Source organism: Lysinibacillus sp. 1 U-2021 (assembly GCF_029916965.1).
Classification (GTDB): Bacteria; Bacillota; Bacilli; order Bacillales_A; family Planococcaceae; genus Lysinibacillus; species Lysinibacillus capsici.
Window position 1 is genome coordinate 4,150,790 of record NZ_CP123966.1, and the last position, 22,662, is coordinate 4,173,451.

General features: G+C 32.3%; 26 protein-coding genes. 9 read left to right on the forward strand and 17 right to left on the reverse strand.

What is annotated here, in order from left to right; all coding sequences use genetic code 11:
• Positions 1 to 1,053 precede the first annotated feature (1,053 nt).
• Entirely contained in the window at positions 1,054 to 1,707 is a 654-nt protein-coding gene (locus QH639_RS22010; protein WP_131520341.1) for a FusB/FusC family EF-G-binding protein, read from the forward strand.
• Between the two features lie 82 nt (positions 1,708 to 1,789).
• Here the strand turns inward: QH639_RS22010 and QH639_RS22015 are convergent, their stop codons facing one another.
• The 4 genes from QH639_RS22015 to QH639_RS22030 form a co-directional block, all read right to left on the reverse strand.
• Positions 1,790 to 2,167 (reverse strand): hypothetical protein, encoded by a 378-nt coding sequence (locus QH639_RS22015; protein ID WP_131520342.1) that lies wholly within the window; start codon positions 2,165 to 2,167, stop codon positions 1,790 to 1,792.
• Positions 2,168 to 2,324: 157 nt separating this feature from the next.
• The gene (locus QH639_RS22020; RefSeq protein WP_131520343.1) at positions 2,325 to 2,771 is read right to left on the reverse strand and encodes an HTH domain-containing protein; all 447 of its coding nucleotides are present in this window, start codon (positions 2,769 to 2,771) and stop codon (positions 2,325 to 2,327) included.
• A 48-nt stretch (positions 2,772 to 2,819) separates the two neighbouring features.
• On the reverse strand, positions 2,820 to 3,158 hold the full coding sequence (locus QH639_RS22025; RefSeq protein WP_250783594.1) for a hypothetical protein: 339 nt from the start codon (positions 3,156 to 3,158) through the stop codon (positions 2,820 to 2,822).
• A gap of 347 nt (positions 3,159 to 3,505) precedes the next feature.
• On the reverse strand, positions 3,506 to 4,402 hold the full coding sequence (locus tag QH639_RS22030) for a TetR/AcrR family transcriptional regulator (RefSeq protein ID WP_131520344.1): 897 nt from the start codon (positions 4,400 to 4,402) through the stop codon (positions 3,506 to 3,508).
• Positions 4,403 to 4,596: 194 nt separating this feature from the next.
• On the opposite strand from QH639_RS22030, the gene QH639_RS22035 reads away from it, so the two are divergent.
• Positions 4,597 to 4,899: a gamma-type small acid-soluble spore protein gene (locus QH639_RS22035; protein ID WP_131520345.1), complete on the forward strand. Its 303-nt coding sequence runs from the start codon at positions 4,597 to 4,599 to the stop codon at positions 4,897 to 4,899.
• A 147-nt stretch (positions 4,900 to 5,046) separates the two neighbouring features.
• Here the strand turns inward: QH639_RS22035 and QH639_RS22040 are convergent, their stop codons facing one another.
• The gene (locus QH639_RS22040) at positions 5,047 to 5,547 is read right to left on the reverse strand and encodes an RrF2 family transcriptional regulator (protein ID WP_103118029.1); all 501 of its coding nucleotides are present in this window, start codon (positions 5,545 to 5,547) and stop codon (positions 5,047 to 5,049) included.
• A 170-nt stretch (positions 5,548 to 5,717) separates the two neighbouring features.
• Between QH639_RS22040 and QH639_RS22045 the strand changes: the two genes are divergently transcribed.
• Together QH639_RS22045 and QH639_RS22050 are read left to right on the forward strand one after the other, a co-directional pair.
• Positions 5,718 to 6,359: an FMN-dependent NADH-azoreductase gene (locus QH639_RS22045; protein WP_131520346.1), complete on the forward strand. Its 642-nt coding sequence runs from the start codon at positions 5,718 to 5,720 to the stop codon at positions 6,357 to 6,359.
• A gap of 14 nt (positions 6,360 to 6,373) precedes the next feature.
• A complete protein-coding gene (locus tag QH639_RS22050) occupies positions 6,374 to 6,814 on the forward strand; it encodes a carboxymuconolactone decarboxylase family protein (RefSeq protein WP_131520347.1) in 441 nt (146 codons plus the stop codon).
• Positions 6,815 to 7,429: 615 nt separating this feature from the next.
• On the opposite strand, the gene QH639_RS22055 is transcribed toward QH639_RS22050, so the two are convergent.
• Positions 7,430 to 7,876, reverse strand: a complete 447-nt coding sequence (locus tag QH639_RS22055; RefSeq protein ID WP_131520348.1) for a hypothetical protein — start codon at positions 7,874 to 7,876, stop codon at positions 7,430 to 7,432.
• Between the two features lie 413 nt (positions 7,877 to 8,289).
• Positions 8,290 to 8,637, reverse strand: a complete 348-nt coding sequence (locus QH639_RS22060; RefSeq protein WP_048394556.1) for a hypothetical protein — start codon at positions 8,635 to 8,637, stop codon at positions 8,290 to 8,292.
• 452 nt (positions 8,638 to 9,089) lie between these two features.
• On the opposite strand from QH639_RS22060, the gene QH639_RS22065 reads away from it, so the two are divergent.
• Positions 9,090 to 10,583 carry an SH3 domain-containing protein gene (locus QH639_RS22065; RefSeq protein ID WP_281115250.1) on the forward strand — a complete coding sequence of 498 codons (1,494 nt, stop codon included), beginning with the start codon at positions 9,090 to 9,092 and terminating at the stop codon, positions 10,581 to 10,583.
• Positions 10,584 to 10,855: 272 nt separating this feature from the next.
• Here QH639_RS22065 and QH639_RS22070 read toward each other — a convergent pair whose 3' ends face one another.
• Complete coding sequence (locus tag QH639_RS22070) at positions 10,856 to 11,161, reverse strand: YhjD family protein (protein WP_281115251.1); 306 nt, start codon at positions 11,159 to 11,161, stop codon at positions 10,856 to 10,858.
• 310 nt (positions 11,162 to 11,471) lie between these two features.
• On the opposite strand from QH639_RS22070, the gene QH639_RS22075 reads away from it, so the two are divergent.
• Positions 11,472 to 12,344 (forward strand): DUF2935 domain-containing protein, encoded by an 873-nt coding sequence (locus QH639_RS22075; protein ID WP_481817306.1) that lies wholly within the window; start codon positions 11,472 to 11,474, stop codon positions 12,342 to 12,344.
• A gap of 501 nt (positions 12,345 to 12,845) precedes the next feature.
• Here the strand turns inward: QH639_RS22075 and QH639_RS22080 are convergent.
• Complete coding sequence (locus QH639_RS22080; protein ID WP_281116220.1) at positions 12,846 to 13,238, reverse strand: DUF1259 domain-containing protein; 393 nt, start codon at positions 13,236 to 13,238, stop codon at positions 12,846 to 12,848.
• 440 nt (positions 13,239 to 13,678) lie between these two features.
• On the opposite strand from QH639_RS22080, the gene QH639_RS22085 reads away from it, so the two are divergent.
• On the forward strand, positions 13,679 to 14,425 hold the full coding sequence (locus QH639_RS22085) for an Ig-like domain-containing domain (protein WP_281115252.1): 747 nt from the start codon (positions 13,679 to 13,681) through the stop codon (positions 14,423 to 14,425).
• 679 nt (positions 14,426 to 15,104) lie between these two features.
• Here QH639_RS22085 and QH639_RS22090 read toward each other — a convergent pair.
• The 3 genes from QH639_RS22090 to QH639_RS22100 form a co-directional block, all read right to left on the reverse strand.
• Entirely contained in the window at positions 15,105 to 15,551 is a 447-nt protein-coding gene (locus tag QH639_RS22090; RefSeq protein WP_281115253.1) for a hypothetical protein, read from the reverse strand.
• A 360-nt stretch (positions 15,552 to 15,911) separates the two neighbouring features.
• Positions 15,912 to 16,247: a hypothetical protein gene (locus QH639_RS22095; protein WP_281115254.1), complete on the reverse strand. Its 336-nt coding sequence runs from the start codon at positions 16,245 to 16,247 to the stop codon at positions 15,912 to 15,914.
• Positions 16,248 to 17,349: 1,102 nt separating this feature from the next.
• Entirely contained in the window at positions 17,350 to 17,892 is a 543-nt protein-coding gene (locus tag QH639_RS22100) for a hypothetical protein (RefSeq protein WP_281115255.1), read from the reverse strand.
• A gap of 554 nt (positions 17,893 to 18,446) precedes the next feature.
• On the opposite strand from QH639_RS22100, the gene QH639_RS22105 reads away from it, so the two are divergent.
• The gene (locus tag QH639_RS22105; RefSeq protein WP_281115256.1) at positions 18,447 to 18,677 is read left to right on the forward strand and encodes a hypothetical protein; all 231 of its coding nucleotides are present in this window, start codon (positions 18,447 to 18,449) and stop codon (positions 18,675 to 18,677) included.
• 16 nt (positions 18,678 to 18,693) lie between these two features.
• Here the strand turns inward: QH639_RS22105 and QH639_RS22110 are convergent, their stop codons facing one another.
• Together QH639_RS22110 and QH639_RS22115 are read right to left on the reverse strand one after the other, a co-directional pair.
• Positions 18,694 to 18,894, reverse strand: coding sequence for a hypothetical protein (locus tag QH639_RS22110; RefSeq protein WP_281115257.1), 201 nt, complete (start codon positions 18,892 to 18,894; stop codon positions 18,694 to 18,696).
• Positions 18,895 to 19,015: 121 nt separating this feature from the next.
• Positions 19,016 to 19,216, reverse strand: a complete 201-nt coding sequence (locus QH639_RS22115; protein WP_281115258.1) for a helix-turn-helix domain-containing protein — start codon at positions 19,214 to 19,216, stop codon at positions 19,016 to 19,018.
• A 185-nt stretch (positions 19,217 to 19,401) separates the two neighbouring features.
• Here QH639_RS22115 and QH639_RS22120 point away from each other — a divergent pair, with 185 nt between their 5' ends.
• On the forward strand, positions 19,402 to 20,235 hold the full coding sequence (locus QH639_RS22120) for a hypothetical protein (protein WP_281115259.1): 834 nt from the start codon (positions 19,402 to 19,404) through the stop codon (positions 20,233 to 20,235).
• A 312-nt stretch (positions 20,236 to 20,547) separates the two neighbouring features.
• On the opposite strand, the gene QH639_RS22125 is transcribed toward QH639_RS22120, so the two are convergent.
• From QH639_RS22125 to QH639_RS22135, 3 genes are all read right to left on the reverse strand, one after another.
• A complete protein-coding gene (locus QH639_RS22125; RefSeq protein ID WP_281115260.1) occupies positions 20,548 to 21,270 on the reverse strand; it encodes a hypothetical protein in 723 nt (240 codons plus the stop codon).
• A 106-nt stretch (positions 21,271 to 21,376) separates the two neighbouring features.
• Positions 21,377 to 22,168 (reverse strand): hypothetical protein, encoded by a 792-nt coding sequence (locus tag QH639_RS22130; RefSeq protein ID WP_281115261.1) that lies wholly within the window; start codon positions 22,166 to 22,168, stop codon positions 21,377 to 21,379.
• 2 nt (positions 22,169 to 22,170) lie between these two features.
• A complete protein-coding gene (locus QH639_RS22135; RefSeq protein ID WP_281115262.1) occupies positions 22,171 to 22,554 on the reverse strand; it encodes a DUF3775 domain-containing protein in 384 nt (127 codons plus the stop codon).
• Positions 22,555 to 22,662: the final 108 nt, after the last annotated feature.

Genomic DNA, 22,662 nt, shown 5'->3' on the forward strand with positions numbered 1-22,662 from the left:
TATAAATTCTCCAAGCATTCATTAATATACGTTCAGCCATCTGTTTCATCATAAATCCCCCTTCATTAACCAATTCAGTCCATTATACCAATTTATTACCTTTCCAACAATTCAGAAAATAAACAGTGCATTATCAATTTTCAAATTTTCATAAGCTGTTATAATCAATATGTATAAAAATTACAATAAACATTCTGGATAATATTTTATTATAAATTCCCAAAATATTACCATATTCAACATTTTACGATATAATAATAATATTGGGTAGTTAAAATATAAAAGGAGATGACTTAATGCAAGGTACAAACAAAAAGGCGTTGTTATGGATTAGCATTCTAATGAGCTTAATGTCCATTTTCTTTGCATCTTTTGGTTCTAACAAATTTGGAGCCCCATTCCCCTTTATAAGTTACATCGGTGAGAATAAGTTATCATCCGCAATTGCTTTATTTACTATAAATGGCATTACTCAAATTCACTTTAATATACTTTATTTCTTTATAAATGTTACACTAATTTACTTTATTCTTTTTTGTGGTAGAAATATAATTAGTTCATTAAAATTACTTAAACAATCCTAATTCTTATACATCAAGATTACAAAAATTAGCCTAACAAAAGAAAAATAAATAGTGTCCTGCATATAATGAAGATGGAAATGTTGATTATAGACAAACAATTTCGTCTAATAAATTTGCATGAACCTTTGCATCTTATCCCATTGTAAAGGGAGTAAATTTCAAAACAATTCAAGAGCAATTAGGGCAATCACATGTTACTATATCTATAGACACTTATAATTTTTAACAAATTAATGTAAATTGGTCGCCTGTTTAATTCAACCTATTATAAAACCTTATGTAAAACCCATATAAATCAACGTTTCCTTTAAAGGAGGGATCTAAATGATCGCATTCACTTGTAATGCATGCTCTAGAACGACTTCTTTAGGTCAAAGAGGTCAAGATTAAGTTATAAACTAACAGAAATTGAATGATCTCTTTAGGCCAAAAAGTAATCAAATAGCCTAATAAACAGGAGAGATTTCAAATGGAACAACAAACAATTCAGCCGTTTTTAACGGTTGCCAACTATCATTTACTAGAACAGCAATTAAATAAAATTTTACATGCACTGACAACAACAAAGGATAAAAACGTTATCCTAGCAGTACGTGGCCTTGTTGATACGGAGGTAACGACAAAATTAGCATTATCAGCAGCAGAAACAATGCTGATTGACCAGCTTTTTGCTGTCACAGATCGTGCACAAGGCGATGCATTTTTAGAGCAATTAAAACCATATGTCATCCCGTTCAAGCCGGTGACCGCTAGTACGCTTAAAGCCTTATTTAAAAAGGAAAAGAAGCTCAAGCTACCAAATCTAGAAGCACTCGATTTTCAGCAAATTTGTTATCTTGCTTGGGATGATGCTGGCACACATCGAAAGTATGTTGTCCTTGAGCAAAATGGGCAGCTAAAAGGGATCAAAGGGATATTTGCCAATAACACGGTTCGCGGCATTTGCGCTATCTGTAATCGCCATTCAGATGTAGGCCTATTTACTACCTCCATTAAAGGACAGGTGGTTGGCACGTTTACCAACCACAGTAATTACATTTGTGCAGATAGTCAAACATGCAATGTACATGTTACGGATATGAACAGAACACTGGAGTTTTTCGAGCGTATTACACAAAAATAAATGAACAAAGGCAGAAATGTTGTGCAAGCAACATTTCTGCCTTTAAACTTTAAAAGAATTACTGTTAGGGTATAGAGAAATGTTATCGGTTGGGATTACGATCAATAAATTCCTCTATTTCATCGGCTAATCCGTACACAAGATGGAAATAGTGTTTCTCCGTCATGACACCCTTTTTTCGCCATTTTTGCATTTCTTCATAATGAAATTGATAAAAATAGCCTTCTACCTCTCTTCTAGCAATTCCTTTTTTCTCCGCCATCTCTGCAATCGAAAGACCTTTCCTCCACTCTTGGTCGTATTCCTGCACTGTCATGCCCAAAAATTTATTTATAGCTTCATAATCATATTTCACATGGTATACAAGAATACCTTCCTTATTTTCTTCTGCATATACAGTTATAGAGAATGAGAAAACTACGATCAATAAAAGCACATACACTTTATTGGCACTTTTCATTTTGGAACCCCCATACTTTTTGGGGTTAATGTGTGTGGTTCTCATCATTACTATGTATGAAGGAAATCGTGGAAGTGATGAAGAATGTCAGCGAAGAAGAGAAGATTTTTTATTCTTCCTTCTTGAATGATTTAGTCCAAAATACCAGGGCTTGTCATTAGTCATGTAATACAAAATGGAGCATGATACTATTCACGCAAATTTTCAATTCTACGTTCTTATCGATCGATATCTCTTGTCTAAAATCGATTAAGTCCTTTTCCTCTACATGAATCATTTTCGCGACACTAGCCGTTGAAAACATGTAATCCTTAATGAGGTCATTCAAAAGCAATGCGGCTCTTTCCCTTGCATCAAAGCCTTCAAAGCCAACACATAACATAGCTATTTTTCGTTCAATCTTATCTAGCTGCTCCGTCGTGATGCTGCCCTTGTTATTCAATAAACTATCCAGCTCATTCATTGGTAAATCAACTATTTTCGCAAGTTGCTGATGATTGAAACTGAATTTTTCAGCCACCTCTTGAATTTGCTGTTTCAGGTAATCGAATCGGGAAATATCCGTGACAAAAGATACTTCTGCCCTATCCTTCCATTCTTTCACAGTAGTAACCCTCTTTTCATTCTTTTTAATGTATCAAATGAAACTATATTAAAAATGAGGACGCCAAAAAAGTGGCAGTATTAATAAAAAAACGGAAATCGTAATAAAAATGGTAGTGGTTGTAGGAGATAATTTTTGGCGATATGGACCATTATAAAATCCCGAAAACTGCACTTTATTACGATAGAGGACAAACAATAAACTATATATGGCGATTCCCCCCAGCCACCCAGCGTATGAACCATCAACATTTATTCCAAAAGAGGTATAAATAAGCCTAGCGCCTCCCCACATCACGCATCCAATAATGGAAAAAAGGATAATAATTCTTATTAATTCTAAAAATATTTTAAATGTAATCATCCATAGTTTTCTTATTTCCTTCACAAGCTCTCTCCACCACCACAATCTGTAAAATTATTATAACACTTCCTGAATTAGTAATTCACTTAAACCAAGAATGTATAGTCGTCTATGGTGAGCTTACTTGTTGTGTCTTAATACGGTTTCAACATGAATTGGATAGGAATTATAGAACAAAGTATAATTGGTGGGAATGTATACTTTTATGATTTCCGCTTTATGAAAAATGACACGATTCCACCAAGTATCGAGTATTCACTGACAGAAGAATGAAAAAAACTTAATGCCCTCACTAGTATTAATAGCCAACGAATTCAAAAGAAAAAACCAACTTTATGCTAAAAAGCTGGTCTCGTCATTCAATCATTCATTTATGCCTTGCTGTTTTGCATCTTCATAAAGAGCCAGAAAAGGTTGGCAATTTCTTCAGCTTCATATTTATAAATCGTTTCAGCGAAAGAAGCACGAAATGGCTGTAGCATGATCTCTAAAACACTCATGCGGGGTGTTTCTCTCTTCATTTCATCCAAAAGCAAGCTAGAGAGTTCGAGTGATTTTTGTGGAAGTTCGATTGTCGAGATTTTTTTACAAAATTTCTCTAATTTCTCTTGTATTTCTTTATTAGTAATGGACTTATAGGCTAGATCCTTTTCTAATAAAAACATTTCCTGTGGCTCTAATAGAATTTCTCCACTCTTAATCATTTCTGGCAGAAAACTTTCTACATATTTCAATGACCGAGTAACCACTTTTTTTAGATCTATCGTCATATTAGTAGCCAAATTCCAATAAAAAGATAAATATTGGAATGTGCCAAAAAAGACGACCGCACACTCATAATAATAGTGCTTTCCTTCTTCTCCATAAATATCATAGAATCTGTTTTTTAACCAGGTGATTTCATGAAAGCGATGTTCCGCAAGAATTTCTTGCAGCTCTTCATCATGCAAAAAGGAGATTTCTCGAAATAATGGCATTAAATTATATTTTTCTTTAATTTTTAATGTGGCGATTAATTGTTCAATTAAAACGTCTACATCATCTTTTTTCTTACCAACTAAAATTTCCTCTTTTAAAACATTTCGCTCTTGACGATTTTGCTCTAATACGGCTTTCAGGCATTCGTTTTTAGATGAAAAATAATTATAAAATGTACCTTTCGAAATATTTGCCTTATCTAAAATATCCTGAACCGATGTATGCTGATACCCTTTTTCAGTAAATAATTGTAATGTTGATTCGATAACGATTTGTTTACGATCTTTCATACATTTCTCCAATCTCTAAACACAATAACGAACTTACTACAATTATACTAGGAAAACTAGATTTCTTAAACTATGCAAATTTGATACTAGAGGTCCTCACTCTGTAGTGCCAGTCCAAATCGGTTAGGTTTTTCTAAAATGTATGGATAGTAAAAAACCTTCTGCACACACTACTTTTCAGGAGGTGATATTTAATGGCGAATAATAACAACAACCAAAATTTCAACTCAAAAATTCCTAATGCAGCTCCAACCGCAATGAATTCAATGAATGTTGAATTCGGGAACGAGACTGATGTTAATCAAATCAGACAACAAATTCAACAAGCTGAAGCTAAAAAGCAACAGGCTTCTGGTTCTATGAACGCAATGAAGTCAACGAACGTTGAATTCGGGAACGAGACTGATGTTAACCAAATCAGACAACAAATTCAACAAGCTGAAGCAAACAAAAAATTTGCTTCTGGTAAATTTGCTAACGAAAATAATTCAAAATAGCTTTCATTTAACATCCGCAGCCGGCATCCTTGCCGGTTTTTTGTTTCTCCCAATTTTGGTTAATTCCTTCAGCATAAAATTCTCGCTTTAGATTTTCATTCAGGTAAACCGAATTTACATACATCCAAAATGATTCGATTCAAGTTATCAATTTGTTTTTTTAAAAAAATTTTTTGCTTCTTCTATTTGCTCCTTTGGTAGAGTCCGCAGTAATTCTTCTTCTAACCACGCTATCGTTTTGCTTCTTAAATAATTTCGCATGTGTTCTTCCGCTTCCAGCATGACACTATTGATCGTACAGTTCGATTGACTTGAACAAGACTCACACTTTTGTTTTTTATTTTGATAAGCAAAATTTGCTTTAATATTCTTACACTGAAATATCGGATCTTCACCTTCAACAGCTCGTACAACATCCCAAAATGTAATATCTTCAGGTTTTCTATTGAGTCGATAACCCCCTTTTACACCAGATACCGAGCTAACAATGCCTTCCTTGGACAATTTCCCTAAAACTTTTGAAAGATAGGTCTCCGATAATCCTTGAAATTCTGATAAATCCTTTATTCCTATACTTTCATTTTTTGGTACATCAATTAAATAAACAAGACTGTGTAGGGCATATTCAACCATCACACTATATTTCATTATTCCACCCTCTTAAAACATTTTGCTTACCATGATAGTAACACATTTTAGCTATACATAAATGAATCAGTTTGACAAACGAAAATGAAAAGCGTATATTGTAGACAAAGTTAATCAACGATTAAATAAATCGACGATTAGTAACAACTTTATTTAACTGGAGGATTTTTATGCGTAAACTACTTGTGATAAATGCACACCCTGAAGTGGAGTCAAAGACATCTTTGAGCCTTCAAGTATTAGATCATTTTCTAGGGACATACAAAGAAAATAAACAGGATGATGAAGTAATTGAGCAAATTAATCTATATGAAGACGTTGTTCCGATGATAGATAAAATTGTTTTAAGTGGCTGGGAACATTCACGAAATGGAGATCCTTTAACACACGAAGAAAATGAAGTTTTGGAACGCATGAATGAAATTTTAGTTCAATTTAAAAGTGCTAATAAATATTTAATTGTAATGCCTTTGCATAATTTTAATATTCCTTCAAAGCTAAAGGATTATATGGATAACATTCTAATTGCGCGAGAAACATTCAAATATACGGAAAATGGTTCCGTGGGCTTATTAAATGATGGAAGGAGCATGATCATCATACAGGCAAGTGGTTCAATTTATACAAATGGCGATTGGTATACCGAAGTGGAGTATTCTTACAAATACCTTAAATCAATGTTTGCCTTTCTTGGAATAGAAGATTTTAATATTCTTCGTGTCCAAGGAACAGCCTTATTGAATACAGAAGATGTCTTGCAAAATGCACTTGATCAAGCGGATCAATTATCCGTTGAATTAGCTAATAAATAATGGAGGGATTCACAATGACACAACGTATGAATTATTATGAAATTGCACCAGATGCTATGAAGATAATGATGGAAATGGAAAAATACACGAAGAAAAGTGCTATTGAGAGAAAGCTTCGTGAGCTCATTAAAATTAGAGCTTCTCAAATTAATGGCTGTGCCTATTGCATCAACATGCACACTGCTGATGCGAAGAAAATGGGAGAGACTGAACAGCGCTTATACTGCATTAGCGCTTGGAGAGAATGTACTTTTTATTCAGATGCTGAAAAAGTAGCATTAGAATTAACGGAACATATTACGCTTATTCCAGAAAAACGCGTTCCTGATGAATTATATGAGCGTGTGCGCAAGTATTTTGATGAAAAGGCTTATGTCGATTTGGTTATCTTGATTAATCAAATTAACAGTTGGAATCGAATTTCTATTGCTATGGGCAATGTTGCGGAATCATAAATGGCTGCCTTAACAGGTAGCTATTTTTCTTATAGTAGTTGGATATCAATTGGAGTCGTATTTTCATTTGTCAGTCCCCCTATCTCCCTTTAACAAAATGTTCAAATGTTTGTTTAGGAATAAAAAAATTTCCCGGGTAAGCGCAAGAATAGACAAATTCAATCCCACATTCCTCCATCAAGCGACTGATTTCTTCCTTTTCCTTGCCTTTTGAAATGCTTGCAGAAGGATTTTGGGATGGGGCTATAATTATTTCCTGTTGAATATCTTCAATGACCATGCAATCTTTGAAATTATTGGACTACGTGCTTTCCCTTACCTCTCTCAGTATTGTGTTTAGCAAAAAAAACACTCGTCAGATAAACGAGTGTTTTGTAATTATTATGACAACTACTTAGATGGTGTGTAGGTTTTTTAAATTCTTGCAAGTTTATTAGGATTGGGGTTGAGTGGTCTTTCACTTGTTTCTGACATACACGTATGCGATCGTGTTTATTTTGTAATGGAAATTTGTTTAGCGTATTTCCGTACGCTTTTGATAAAACTTGATAATATCAATTTACACTTTTTTTGCGTAATTCACTATACCGCACAATTACAATATATATATTTGACCTATGCAACTTTTGTTACTACCAATGCAGCATTATCATAAGTTATGAGTCCCGTTGAGCTTACTATGGCAACTCGTATAACATCACCTTGGTTTAACGCAATTTGGTCTGTTCTTGATACTACATCTACTTCATTCATAGCACCAGCTACAAAGGTTTGATATTCAATCTGTTTTGTTGCAAGAGGAGTCCCATTTATAGAGAGACGAAAAATAATATTACTAGATGTTCCTGCTGAACTTGCTCTTAGTTCAATTGTAAACGTAACAGTATATACCCCTTGGCTATTAACAGTAATAGAATCATCAACTGTACTTGGTGTTGTTCCACTGAAAGGTCCGACTGTGTCGAAATCAACATTTGAATCAGTTGTAGGATCTCCTCCAGCTACATTATAAATTGAACCATAAGCTGGGGTAAATTGTACTGGTTCTTCTTGAGTTGGCACATCGGGACAACTAGAAACCCTATACTTGGAGAAACTTTTACAGTCTTCACACCTCTCGCAATCATTGCAAAGCTTATTGAATCCATGATTATTAGACAAATGTATCCTCCCCTCTATTATTACGATTAGAATATTTTATGTTTTTTAGGTCATATTCGTTTGTACAAAAGAGATGAGTTTGCCCATTACATTTTTCCTTTTAATAAAAACTATATCCATCCCAGTCATTTAGCTGTTTCATCAATCAGCATATTTCGCTTAACCAATACCCTTTTTACTGAAACTCAGACAAAAATGGTTTGAGTTTTTTTGTGTATGTCAATCCTTTAATTTATCAAAATATTATAGGTGTGTAACTTTTTCTCCAAGTCTCATATTTCGTTAGAAATTCAAATGGCATAAGCTAAATACTATTATTTTATGTCAACAATTATTCTCGCTACTCTATATTCACCTTCTATCTCTATCGCCATATTGCTATCAATATCATTCGTAATTTCCACAGCCCTTATTTTATATATATTCGTTCCGGTATTCAGCCTGTAACCCTCTTCGTGTTTTGTAGGTAAATCTGTTGTTTGTTCTTTTATTTCTCCGACTTTTTCTTCTATTTTATCATTTGGGATCGGTTCATTAGTAACAATATAATTATGACCATTCCAATTAAATACAGGGAAAGAAATATTGTCTTGATTTCGTTCATTGCACCCAGTTAACAGAAGGAAAGTAACTAAAAATAACAAAATTGATCTTTTTATCATATTTGTTCCTCCACCAAAGAAGATGAGGGTATTAACCAAATCTTCTTTTGCATCTTTTTATTTTTTAGTATTCATATAATATTTTTTCATAAGTTCTATCAGCCTATGGATAGTTTTTATAAGTTGTTGAAAAAATTTTCCAGCAACGTTGTATTTTACTTCTTTATAATTTGTCACCATATATACGACTCCACCTACTATAATCTGCATGAATATAAAAACCCGTAGAAGCAGATTCGGCTGACTTACTGATACATATACTCCAAATGACAGATTTTGTTACACTAACACCCCTTTCCCCGAATCATATGTTAGGGCTATCATTTATCACTCTACCCTGTTAAATGAAAGAAACATTGAATATTACCCCTATCCCAAATATTGGGTTTATGATAACATATATCTGAATCTTTTAACTTTGGAACATATGAAAGGAAGTGTAATAACCAGATATGAAAAAGCTATTGAAACCATTGATTAGTGGTATTGTCATTGGTGCCCTCTCTCTAACGATAAATATAGATAAAAATGTATTAGCTAATGATATTGCAAATACATGTAAGTATGATTCGGCATCGAAGGTCAACCCTGATTATTCCACAATGAACTGTTTGTTAGCCGAAACAGCACTGAGTTATAATGTTCCTCCTGAAATTGTGAAGGCAATAGCGGAAGGTGAAAGTGGAAATTGGCGTCATTTCGATAGGAATGGTAAAGCGATTGTGACAGCTGATAATGGAATTGGCATTATGCAAATTACCAATCAAGCAGGCTACAATCAAGATAGACTAAAAAGCGATATTGTCTATAATATTCGAGCTGGTGTGGAGACTCTAGATGATATGTTTAAGCGGAAGGATTTGCCTAGCATCAACGGTGGGGAAAGAGATATATTGGAACATTGGTACTTCGCTATCATGGCTTATAACGGTACTAAGCCAGTAAATAGTCCATTTGTTCAAGCAACTGGGGAAAGAAATGCAAATGCCTATCAAGAAAAAATTCTCCGAATTATTGAGAGATTAGAATTAATAGACTTAACAGAGCTGCCTTTTACACGCGAACATTTTCAATATGACTCTAACAGCAGGGAAAATATTAAATTTTCAGTGATGAACTATGATTTTGATTTACCATTAACAAAATCAAAGTACTTTTTTAAAACAAATCAAAAAGTTAATGCAACAACTAATGTAACAGTTAGGACAAAGCCTACTACGGATAGTCCATCTATGGGTACTTTACGTAAAGGCGAAATTGTTACCATTACTGGTCCTTTTGAATATGAAGCAGTATCAACGAAGAAAAACCATTTTGTTTGGTATCCTGTGAAAAGAAATGACGGGACAGAGGGGTATGTAGCATCAAGTTATTTAAACTACTCAGCTTCAACACCTACAACTCCAGTAGGTAGTATAAATATATCAAATTTCGCTGATTACAAGGCAGACCAGTACTGGGCAGAGGATTTTCAATGGGCAGTAAACAAAGGTCTTATCAGCGGTTATCCAAACGTATACAACCCTGCAACAAAGAAATACGAAAACTTACTGAAACCAAACACAAATTTAACAGAAAATCAGATGTTATCTGTACTTTTCCGTTACTTTAAGTCTGATGAATTAGCTTCAACAAAACCTAGTTCTTCATGGAGTGCAGATGTAAACTATCAACTAGCAAGTAAGTACGCTTTACCAACGCTTGGTGGTATATCAGCGTCTAAACAGGTATATGCAGTCAAAGACATCACACGTGGAAATTTTGCTCGTATCCTAGCATCTATGCATTATGGAAAAACAGTATCTCAGCCAGAAGCCATCCAGTTTCTACGTGACTTCGACTTAACAACTACTAAAACGGATGTAGAGTTTAAACCAAATGATTTTCTAACAAGAGCGCACGCTGTGGCATTCTTCCACCGTTATGAGCAAATATTCAATCAATAAATGGTTACATACAAGTGAAAAGGTGACTATAAAAGTCACCTTTCTTTTATATGGTTGTCTAAATGGTGCTATAAAGCCCTATGTGGATTACGGGAGAGGCTGTGAAAGCATAACAAAGGGACTTAATCAATCATAAACACAAGTCCTGTTCATCTTGATGGAAAGCACCCTTTAGCTTAAGTATATTATTTCACATACTCCCCTGAAAGACCCCCTCTTTATAGAGAAACGGCTCTTTAGAAATTGTTTATTTCTTCAAACGATCTAATTTCTCAGAAACATTCAATCTTCTCATAAATATGATGGATCAATAATTTTTCTACTTGAGTCTTTAGTGCTTGGTTGGCATATCGAAGCACGACATCATTGCCAGCAGTTGCTATTTGTACATCACTGAAATATTCCTCTACATGTGTCCATCCTATAACCCGTATCTTTTGTTGCGCCAGTTGCCTTTTGAGATCAAAATATTCTTGGCGCAAATCTTTTAAAAGGGCATCCATCAGAGGAGTTATAACTAAATGACTTTTTAAAAATGCTGAGATATCAACGTTTTCGCATAAAAAAACACTCGTCATGTAAACGAGTGTTTCGTACTTATTATGAAACCTCTTAGGTGGTGTGTTTTTGTTTTTTCCCGGAGTTCAAATGGGTTTGTATCGTATAGTTTTTAATTGCTAGATTGCTTTAATATCAAGTATTCACAGTATTTCATGCTTTTATGATTTTGATAATTGTATATTTTTAATTATTCTTTTGGGGCACTTCTGGGGTACCTCACCTTTTGTATTTCTTACTGATATCACTTACTAGTATTGATACAGTTTATCATAAAATCATTGAAATTTATTCCATGTATATTTAAATGGCATAGATAATAAGAATAAAATGAATGTATTATTTACAGGGGGGGTTACTGAAATAAGGGGAGATGAATCCTTTTTACATGCTGATACTGGTGTTACATCTCAAATGTTTGTTGAGCGATCGTTAAATGAAATTCTTTTTTGGTCTCGAATTATGAAAGAACATTCGCTATTTCTAAGATTAGGATTTAGAGCAGAAGATACTCAACTAATTCAAGAAGCTAATCAATTTTATAAATTATTCGAACAAATTGAACAAACTGCACATCTATACACCACTCAAACTGATCCAGAACAAATTAGAAATTTTAATTCAGAAGTTCAACTAGCTGCAACCAGTATCTATATGTTTAAACGAAAAGTCCTAGGTCTAATTTTGACTTGTAAAATGCCAGGAGCAAATAATTTTCCTCTGTTAGTTGATCATGTAAGTAGGGAAGCTAATTATTTTAGAAAACGATTACTTGAATTAAATGAAGGGCGATTGAACGCACTTCCAGACGCTATTATTAAAGAAAATGTATTTTTCTTAAGGATTATGGCAGACCACGCTAAATTTATTGGTCATTTGCTGGATCCATCCGAAAGAAAGTTGGTTGATATAGCACGTAATTTTAGTAATGATTTTGACCAATTATTGTATCAAGCTCGGGATTTAGAATCAATGAGACCACAATCACAAACAGTCCCCCTTTTAGATCAATTTCTGGATCAAAATCGTGTATCAGTTTCATCTCTTAGAGACTTTAAGAAGACAGCACGTGATTTAATTGAACAATGTAAAATAAAGAGTATCATTCATCCACTTTTAGCAGATCATGTTTTTAGGGAAGCTGACAGGTTCCTAGAAATAATTGATATGTTTGATGCTCATCTTACTAGCAATAACCCATAACCCCGAATTGAATTTTAAAGGCTTTAAATTTTGTCAATAAGTTTGGTAAAGACTGTTGGTGATAAAACTTTAAATCAATAGTTTGACACTTTATTTTTATTTATTTTAAAGGCTTGTAAGGATTGAGTTCGGTATTGTAATGAACTTAATTCTTTTATGATTATAGTACTATCAAGCTGTTTCTACAGATTACGCCCCATATCCATCATATAATTGAGTAAGTTTAGTTTATACGGAGTTGAATAACAAGTATAGTTTTTTTAATCTCTGTGATTCTAGGATATTCATATCGCTTCAACCACTCCATGATAGGGATACCATCAGTTTCCAATGATAGTCCAATACTCTCTTGAAATTTCTGTTTGTGAAATAAAATTTAATAGTATTTGTTTTACCTTCTAGTTTTAACCAAATAAAACTGCACCAAATGTCAGTTACTGACTAACTTTTGGTGCAGTTAAATTATGGTGATCTTTTAATTTAATACATATTTATCTCTATTTATTTGCCTTTTTTGAACAACCCTGCTGCAACTGCAGCATTAAAACTATTTCTTGCAAATTGAGTTGGATCTCCAACATTTTCCCAATGCATGTACATTAATCTAGGATTATCAAAAAGCCAATGGTTATGCAACGCTGTAACGATAAGTCCTCTCTTGCGAAGCTCAGTTATAAATGAATTTACCTCTTCCTGAAGTAATACTGTTTCTCCGAGGTTTAGTGTATTTGTCAAAACCCCTTCAAAAGAAAGTGCAAACGGAAGAGCTAGAGGGGATCGAGTAGTTCGTCCTAGAATAGTGGCCTTAATATTACGAAGGCGCTGTACAACACAAACAGGTGTTGAAGTAATAACTTCCCCACCGATGATATTAGCAAGTTGTTGACATTTTATTGGACCTACGCAACTGGTTTGTTTTTCTGACTGACTTTGTTTCTGGAAATGATCATCATGCTCCAATCTATTCACCTCCTTTTATTTTAATAGTAATAATATATTCCCCAGTGTGTAATGTGACTGGGAATTATAGCGTCAAGTGCCTTTTATTCTAGATTTTTTCTATCTATTCCTAAAACCTATACCAAATCCTTTTTTAACCCGAATAGTATAATTTACTTTACCTACTCCTCCTGGTTTGTTTGGAACTGAAACAGGTATGATTAATTTATAAAAATAATTTCATATACAAAAAAATGCCCAGGCTCAATATTAATTGAGAAACCAGGCATTACTTGTCAAATAAATAATAAAGTTGACCTATTTTTATCATATACAAATCCCACTATTAACCATAAAATATATTAATATTATATTTGAAAGGTAGAAGATTAAAATTGAAGAAAAGTCTAACTATTATTATATGTGCATTATTTTTATTCGTTTCAAATTCTTCATTTGTTTATGCTGCACAAGATACTGAAGCTCCAACTATTGAAGAAATAAAAGTATTAACACCTGTTGTTAAAGCTGGCTCTACGGCAAAGATTGAACTTACAGTTTCAGATAATTTATCTGGAATTAGATATGTAAATGTACATTTTAAATCACCAGATGGCAAGAACCACCTCTATCCTTTTGATCTATCTATAGATGAACCTGGTGAACTTAAAGGTACTTACATTTTAGAAAGTCATGTAATGGCAGAGTTTGGGATTCTTGGTGAATGGACATTAGATTATATATCAGTACAGGATTTTGCTTTTAACACCTACTCATATTTCACAAATAAAGGTTACGAATTTCTTCAAAACAAATCCTTTATTGTAGAGGGCTTTACATCTTGGGAATCACAACAAAATGTTGACATAAATAAAGAATTCACAATATCCTTCAATTCAAATATTGATATTTCTACTATTTTGGAAAAAAATATTTATATTAAAGATGATGCCCGTGGCGAAAACATACCATTAATGTTTATTATCGATAGAAGTTCAGACATGCAGACAAGCAAGGTCACGATTGCACCAGTAGGAAGTTATAGACCAGGAAGTAGTTATACGCTATATATAAAAGATATTATTTCTAAAGATGGTCAAATTTTAAACGAAAATGTAAAAATGCAATTTATAACAAAATAAACAGCAAAGACCTAGACAGCAAATTAAGCTGTTTGGGTCTTTATTTTTGTTATTTTACTTCATATAATTTGTGTTTTGCTCTCGTTGTTATAAATGAGCTTAAGTCCTAGCAATTCAGCAATTTCGCGCACTTGCACATATGTCCTATCATCACAGTTGCTACTTTAGTTCGTGATACTCCCGAGACAATTTCATTTGGAAAAGATGAGGTACACGCATCTAATTTCATGGATGAAATCATCACCTTAATTTCATTTGATAAATCTAAGGAAATCAAAAAATGAAGAATTTGGAGCACATGCTTTTCCCTACCTCCCGCACTCTGAAATGAATAAAAAAGTTGTAACTCAATGACTTTTTGCAAACAATGAGATATCCATAAAAAAACACTCGTCATGTAAACGAGTGTTTTGTACTTATTATGACAACCACTTAGGTGGTGTGTTTTTTTCCCAATCTGTAGTGTTATCATCATTGTAATTAATAGTATTACGAGATATAATCCCACCTCCCATCTACCTATATCATAGGATAAATGGAATGTATTGTAATTACAAGAAATATAAAGAAGTGATAGAGCGTTCAATAAAGTCTATTCAAACGGATACATTTTGATTTCCGTTACGGAAATCAAAGTTAGTATTATTATTTTGTTGTAATTTATTTTTTACATGTGGATTTAGTTAGCGATATTAAGTAGTTCATCTAAATCGCCTTTGACAAGTTCGTATTCTCTTGCGTTAATGTTAACCATACCATCTTCGGAAATTAATATATTAATTGGATTAGTAATATCGTCTTTATTAGTGAAAACTATTTTGTAATAAGAGTCAGATACATCCATATTTTTGAATAACGTTCGTTTTGCTTCCCAATTATTCAAAATGCTACGTACTTCGTTATATAATTCATCGTCTTTATTTACGATAAATATATTTTTGTTATCTACACCACCTTTCATTTCCCAAACGGAAATGCTATCAACAACTTTTTCAAATTTATCAGGATTTGTAATGAGTTCATTTCCAAAGTTCTTTGTTCCATATTCTGAATAAAATAGAATTCCAGTTATACAAAGGACAAGAACGATTGCTATTATTACTAAATTAATTCGTTTATTTCGCATAATATAGCCCCTCCTAAGTTGTAAAAATATACACCCTCTATTCAATTTTACATATTTTTCATATTAAAGCAAAATAAACTTATTTTTATATTTTCATCTAAATACTTGGGTAATTCAATATCAAAAGCATTATTGCTTATTCATGAAAAAATTCATCCAAGTAATCTAATATTTCCTTGTCGTTACTAAGAGGTAGTAATAAGTCTGTATTCTCTACTATCCGTTGCATATGATTATCTCCAACATATGTAATTTTCGTTAAACAAAAGAGACTACCAATTTAGTAGTCTCAATTGCTTGTTTCCGACATACAAATACAATTAAAAAAACACCTACCGAAGTAAGTGTTTTACGGCTACCTTATATCACGGGTTCAATCCCATTCATTTCTAGTTGACCTTTATAAATAGCTCTGTCAGCATCTGCTAATAGAAGCTCTGTTTTTAACTGTGATATTTCAGCTTGTAGTGCTGTAAACTTTTGCTCCCAATCAACGGTTGTAGAACCGTGTTGTGCGAGTATCTGCGCCCTTTTAATAGGGTATAATGATTTATCACCCTTACACGATGCATAAGCGTCACGGAAGGCCTTAGAAAGCTGTAATGCTTGTAAAATCTGTGGATTAGACTGTGCTTTCATTTCTATTCTCGCTTGAAATTCTTGAAGGTATTTTCGATCCGCTTCTTTTTCATTCAATATCTCACACCTTCCTATGTTTGGAATCTCTTCTGATTAAATTCATGATCCTATAATTCCTTGATAAATTTGATCAATCTCAATTCTTTGCTTTATTATTTTAATTAACTGCAGTTGTCCAATTGTGTCTTGCTCTAGGCTTTTTAAATCTTAATTTTAAGACTTCACGTTGAATCTTTTTCACACCCTGTTTAGCCACTTTACAACCATCTATGAATATATCCCTCTCATTCTCTGGAGCTTCGTTTTTAGCCTTTCTTTGCAAGATTATTTTTTGAATACGATTTTGAATACGGTTAGTGAAATTATATAAAATAGTAAAAAAGAAAAAGCCTTAAAATATAAGGCTTTTCACACTATTTGAATGCATTTAAAATTATCACGACAACCATTTCGGTGGTGTGTTTTTTTCCCAATAGATATTTATAGGTGCATATTGCATCTAAAAAAGTTCATAAACGTTGATTTATCAACATTTAAATGGTTTTTAATTAATTTTAAACTACGCAAAATGAAGCATAAAATTGAATAGATTTGGGGCTAATTGGGGCTGGATTGGGGCTAATTAATAATGCTTTTGGTGAGTATGTTTATAGGGATGAGAAATCAGGATTGCGATTACTTCCCCAGTCCTTTTTATTTTGTCTTCCACACTCTTTTACATCGGTCGAAAATCGGGCATATCTCTTCACTCCTGAAATTTCGTCAATGAAACTCACTAACCAATTTTGGACAATGAAATAGGACAGTTCATTTTTGAGTTATGAGATTTTCACAAATTTGTGAGTATCTAAATCACTGTCGAATTTTAGACCATAGTAACTCGCGGCTGAAAATCCAGCCACCAATTACCTCTACTCAATTTTGATCAAATCTTTTCTATCCGACATTTTCACGAGTAAGATTTTGTAGCTAAAAAATGAACAGCTAAATAGGTTTCCCCAATTTTGGGGAGACTTAAAATTTGACGTCTCCTCATTTTTGAGGAAGCCTGCCGAATAGTTTAACACCTTATTAGGTAGTACCTATTTTGGTTTGTCCTAAAAAATAGGACTGCACAATTTTGTGCAATCCCCATTTATGTGTTAAAATAATAATTAGTTTATATTTTTTGAGTCGATGTTAGCGCATCGGCTTTTTTATTTTCTTCTTCTTTTTCCACAACTTTTTTTACGGTTCCCAATATATATGTTAATACTTCCTCAAAGCTCTCTGGCTCTCTACCAACTTCATTGATGAATGTTTTTATATTACTTTCCATTGCAAAGGCATTCCAACCTTCCATACTGTTTTTGTCAAGTCCATTAGTTCCCTTACTTGACTGTTCAGATTTGTTTTTTACTACTTTTTCATATAAATCATCGGCATGAATGTTAAGTGTGTTAACCCCTTCTGACATCTCTTTAAACAATGGATGAAAGGCCATATCAATTAAACGTACAGTATCTTGTATTTCATCAATTGCAAGATAGGCCATCCCTCGATCTTTATTCCAACCGTTATGGACAATATCTTCAATGCGTTCTAGTAATTTCGCTACTGCTCCTTGTATAACCTCTAATTGAGTTATCTGTGCAGATAAAACATAAATATTATTGCTATTTTCTAGCACTACTTTTTCTAATGTATGATGTGTTTGTTGCATGTGTACTCCTCTTTTCTTATTTTATTTATAACTCATTCAAAGTGTGTTACTCTTTTTTAACACTGATTTTGTTAAAAGAATCAATGATTCTAAAGCTTATTTATTATCAATTTTTATTACCATCTCAATTATATTTAGATGATCCAGCTTTATATTATTTGAACAACTTTCAATTTAATCAATTACTTTCTCAGTATATACACCATTATCTTTCACCATACAATCACCTCTTATATTTATTTTAAATTAGTAGGAATAGGTTCTTCCCACTTCTATCTATTGGCAACCAAATTTAACAACAACTGTTTATTGTGGTCTGACATAGTACACCATTCCTTTGCTGTAACTCTCACTTCCTCACCCCTTTCTAAATGTCGGCTATTTCTAGTCCATTCACCGACTGACTATTGATAGTCATTTGATATATTTTATTCCTTCTAGTGTAAGAATAAACTATAGCGAATAAAACTTCAAGCCTTTTTATTCATTTTTGCATAAAAATATTTATTTAAGTGTATTAATAAGCTATAATAAAGAAAAACAGGAGGAATAATATGTCTAATATAATAAAGAATGAAATTAAGGGTTATATCTCATCATCAGGATGGACACTTACTGAAATAGTAAATAAAATGAATGAAAATCTACCAGACGATAAAAAAACTACTGTGCAGAATATTTCAAATAAGCTTACACGTGGTACCATTAAATATAGTGAAGTAAAAGAAATTGCAAATATTATCGGTATGAATATTGAATGGACTAAAAAAGAGGACGCCCAGTAATTCGGGTGTCCTTTCACTATTTATCAATTTTATTTTTAATTTTTAAATTTTCATGCCTTTTATCTTTTAATTCATCTCTTCTGACCGTTACCCCTCCTACAGTTAAATCCTTTAATTTGATTTTTCTTCCGTACTCCCTAGACAGGATACTTTCACACAATGGTAACAACTTTCGAACTTTTTCCTCTGTCATCTTGAAATCTTTAAATCCATCCACATATATACCTCCATTCTCTTTAATCATTGCCAATTTTTAAGCTTTATAAAAAAGAAGAAACACTCTCGACTGATCATACAGCTGAAAGTGTTTAACAAATTTTTATTGTAGAAGTTGCGAATCATAAATTTTTAACATTAAAAGGATCTGTTAAATCCTTACCAGCGTTTCTAATCAAAAAATTATCAAGTTCTATAGTTGATACTTTCATTCTACCAAGTTTTAATCCTACTAGTTGGCCACTTTTAATAAGTTCATAAACCTTATTTTTATTGCATTTAAGTCTTTTCGCTACTTCTACAACATCTAAAAGTTCGTTCATGAAAGATCACCTCTTTTTAATATTTTACTATTTCAACTTCAACTTTCAACCATTAACAATTGAAAAAAAATAGATCACCAATCACTTAGCTATCTTCAAATATATAATCTTAAACGCAAATATATCCAGAAAAGTTGATAAGTTGATATAATAAATAAACAAATTAATTGTGAGGTGAAATTGTATTGTTAATAGATATATTGCAGTTTTTAAATTCTGAGTCTAATGTATTACAAAATTTGGTTTTCATTTTTACAATTTTAGGCGTTTTAATTACCCTGGTAACTGTATTTCTTACAATAATTAATTTAAGAGCAGTTGTTAAACAGGTAAAAGAAATGCAATTACAAAGAACGAATTCACAGGAACCAGATTTATTTATTGAACCAATAAACTTATCAGTAAACTATCAAAATGAAGACATATTATTCAGTGCTCCCTGGTGGAACAATATTGGCGAATCATTTAGTAAAATAAGTCCACTTCCCATTAAAATTACGAATATAGGAAATGGTGTAGCAAAGCATGTAACATTAAATGTATTCTTCGAAAAAGATTATCTAAAAGAATTAGTTGATTTGGATATTAAAAATATTTTCAAATTAAAAACTTTATTAACTGATTACGGTATGGAGTTTTTCCAATATGAATTTGGTGATATAGATAAACGACATGCAGGTCGAAATTATGATATGGATAATAAAGACAATCATTTTTTTAATTATATCCGTACAGACGAATCAGTTTCATTTTTGTTAAATGCAAGAAATCAAGAAATATTTAATATTGCTATGATAATAAACTCAATAAACAATGAATCCAAGTCAATTCCTAGAATAAAAGTATTGGTCAGCTACTACGATTCTTTCGGCACTAGATATGAAAAAGATATAGATATTTTCATTGGAAATAACACAGTAAAACGTGTTAACTCACAAAGAACTTTTGATTTTTCAATTAATTTTGAGTTAAGTACTCTCAATAGATTACCGGAAAAATACATAAATAAACTAAGGTAAATTCAAAAAAAATATCTTTTCGTCTAAATAGTTTCGCCGATTGTACTCAAATTTTCAAAAAAAATGGAGACATCTGGATCAATATATAACCATATCCATAAAGCATTCATTACAGATACTAGTTCGCATTACACTATTAATTGTGGAATTCTATGTTCATAAATCCATCTTAGAAAGGTGCTGAACCCAATTTAAGCACCTTTCCCTCCACAATAGTTCTACTTGCAAAGTCCATTCGGTACATCCATCGGACTTCAAGGCATAATAAAAAGCCACAACTCATTTAGAGTGTGACTTGAAAATAGTATCAAATTATAAGTTTTCTTGGATTTCAATATCTATATATTTTTTCGGGTCGCTTATATATTTTTGTATTGCTTCTTTTGTTTTTTGAAAATCTAAGGTAACTGCTGTCCAGTAATACTTGAACTCGTCCATTTTCATCGCATTATCTCCAATCATTGGTTTATGCATATTTATCAAATCATCTAATACATTTATCATTCGTTGAGTTGCTGAAAGCACTTCTAATGAATCCATTCTGACTGGCAAATATTCTTTGTTATTCATGACTATCATTTTAAAGCTTTGTAATTGCATTACACCTTTGATAAACTCATTTTCTATATCAGGTGTAATAAAATTTTCTTTATAAAAGACTGCATACCCTTTTTTATAACATTTTTCGATTAATTCTCTAATCATATTGTTTTGTTTATAGACTTTCTTGTAGACTCCTTCCAAAGTTAAATGACAGCTTACAAAAGCAGTCTTTAATTCCTCTAGCTTCTCAACCTTCTTTTCTCTAATCCTAATTTCTCGGTCATGCTCAATCGCTTTGGTAGTCTGCAATACAGCAACCTTATAAGCTCCGAAAGCCCCTAAAGCTCCACCTACCATACTTAAAACACCGCTTATAATCGTGGCTTTATCTTCACTTTGTATACCGAAAACCTGTATTATCAATGCGTATAAAGCTATTAAGAAAAATCCTATTGTAATAAATAATAGTGTACCTAGTGATATTTTTTTCATTCAATTCCCTCCATACTTATCATAGTGTTAATGGAATCATATGTCACTACTAGAAATATGAAGGATAATAAAAAGCCACACCTAGTTAGATGTGGCCTTAGATTTCCTATCTATTAACTTTATAATCTTCATAATGAGTATCTAGGTTAGTTCGATTAATATTAATAAATCCTGCTTTAAGTTTTTTTATCAGATTTTCTTTTCTTAATAAAACAGCGTTAATTTTACTGGCCTTTTCTTTACAATAATCTAGTTCATTCCAGTAATGTATCTTCTCCGCTTTCATCCCTTCTAAACCTAGTTTATCGATTTCTTCTTGCTCTTTTGTAATAAGACCTTTTTCGTATTTATCTATAATTTCTTTTTCTGCCCCTTCAATATCAATCCCAAATACTTCGATAGTTCTCTGAAAACTCTCTTGAAATTTTAATAATTCTTCTAATAAAATTGAATCAGTGATTAACCATTTTCGTTCCCATCTGTCCCAGTGAAACTCATTTAATCCGATAGACGCAAAATAAATTTTTTCTTTTAATTTTTCGTCAGTAGAACTATCCATTTTTTCTTTTACCTTAATTAAGGCATCTACTGTTTGGATTACTTTATCAAATTCTAACTTCATAGCCACATAAGTAGGTAGCTCTGCTTCTAGACTTTTTAGTCTTTCCATTGTCCTTTGATTATCTATTTGTGCTTTAGATACTATATACGCGACAATCCCACCTACAACACCGCCGCTATAAGATCCGAAAAAACTAATCCATTCGGTTAATGTTCCGTTTAATACTTTTGGCCAAGACCAACTAAAGACAAATAAATTCAATGAAATAGGCGTGCCAATAACAGCCACTACAATTAATAGTTTTCTTATTTTGTTAGTATTTTCTTTAAAAATCACTTTCACCTACTAATAATTTCTAATCCTTTTTCAAGGTATTCATCTAATGGCATTTTACCGGAAAGTTGGTCTGCTCCTAATTCTTTATTATTCAATCCAGCTCTAATTAACGTTTTATATTGAGACTCTAATAATTTTATAGCTGGATATTCACTTCTCTCTTTATCTGTGGTATCTCGCCCCAAATACATTAACGCTTGTAAAAATTGTATCTCTTCAAGCGTTAATGTATTAAGAAATAAATCTAATTCTAAAGCAACTTTATTATGCTCTTTAGTCTGAGTAATTTTTTCAGTACCGGAGTAATATTGATAAGTTAGCCTTCTTTGTTTCGCTAATCCTAATAATTTCCTTGCAGTTACTATGTATCCTTCTTGAATTTGCATTTAATCCCTCCATTCTTATTACCAATATTCAACATAATTATATATATTACCTTCTTTATTTTATTTTTTAAATAAAAAAACACCTACCGAAGTAAGTGTTTAAATATA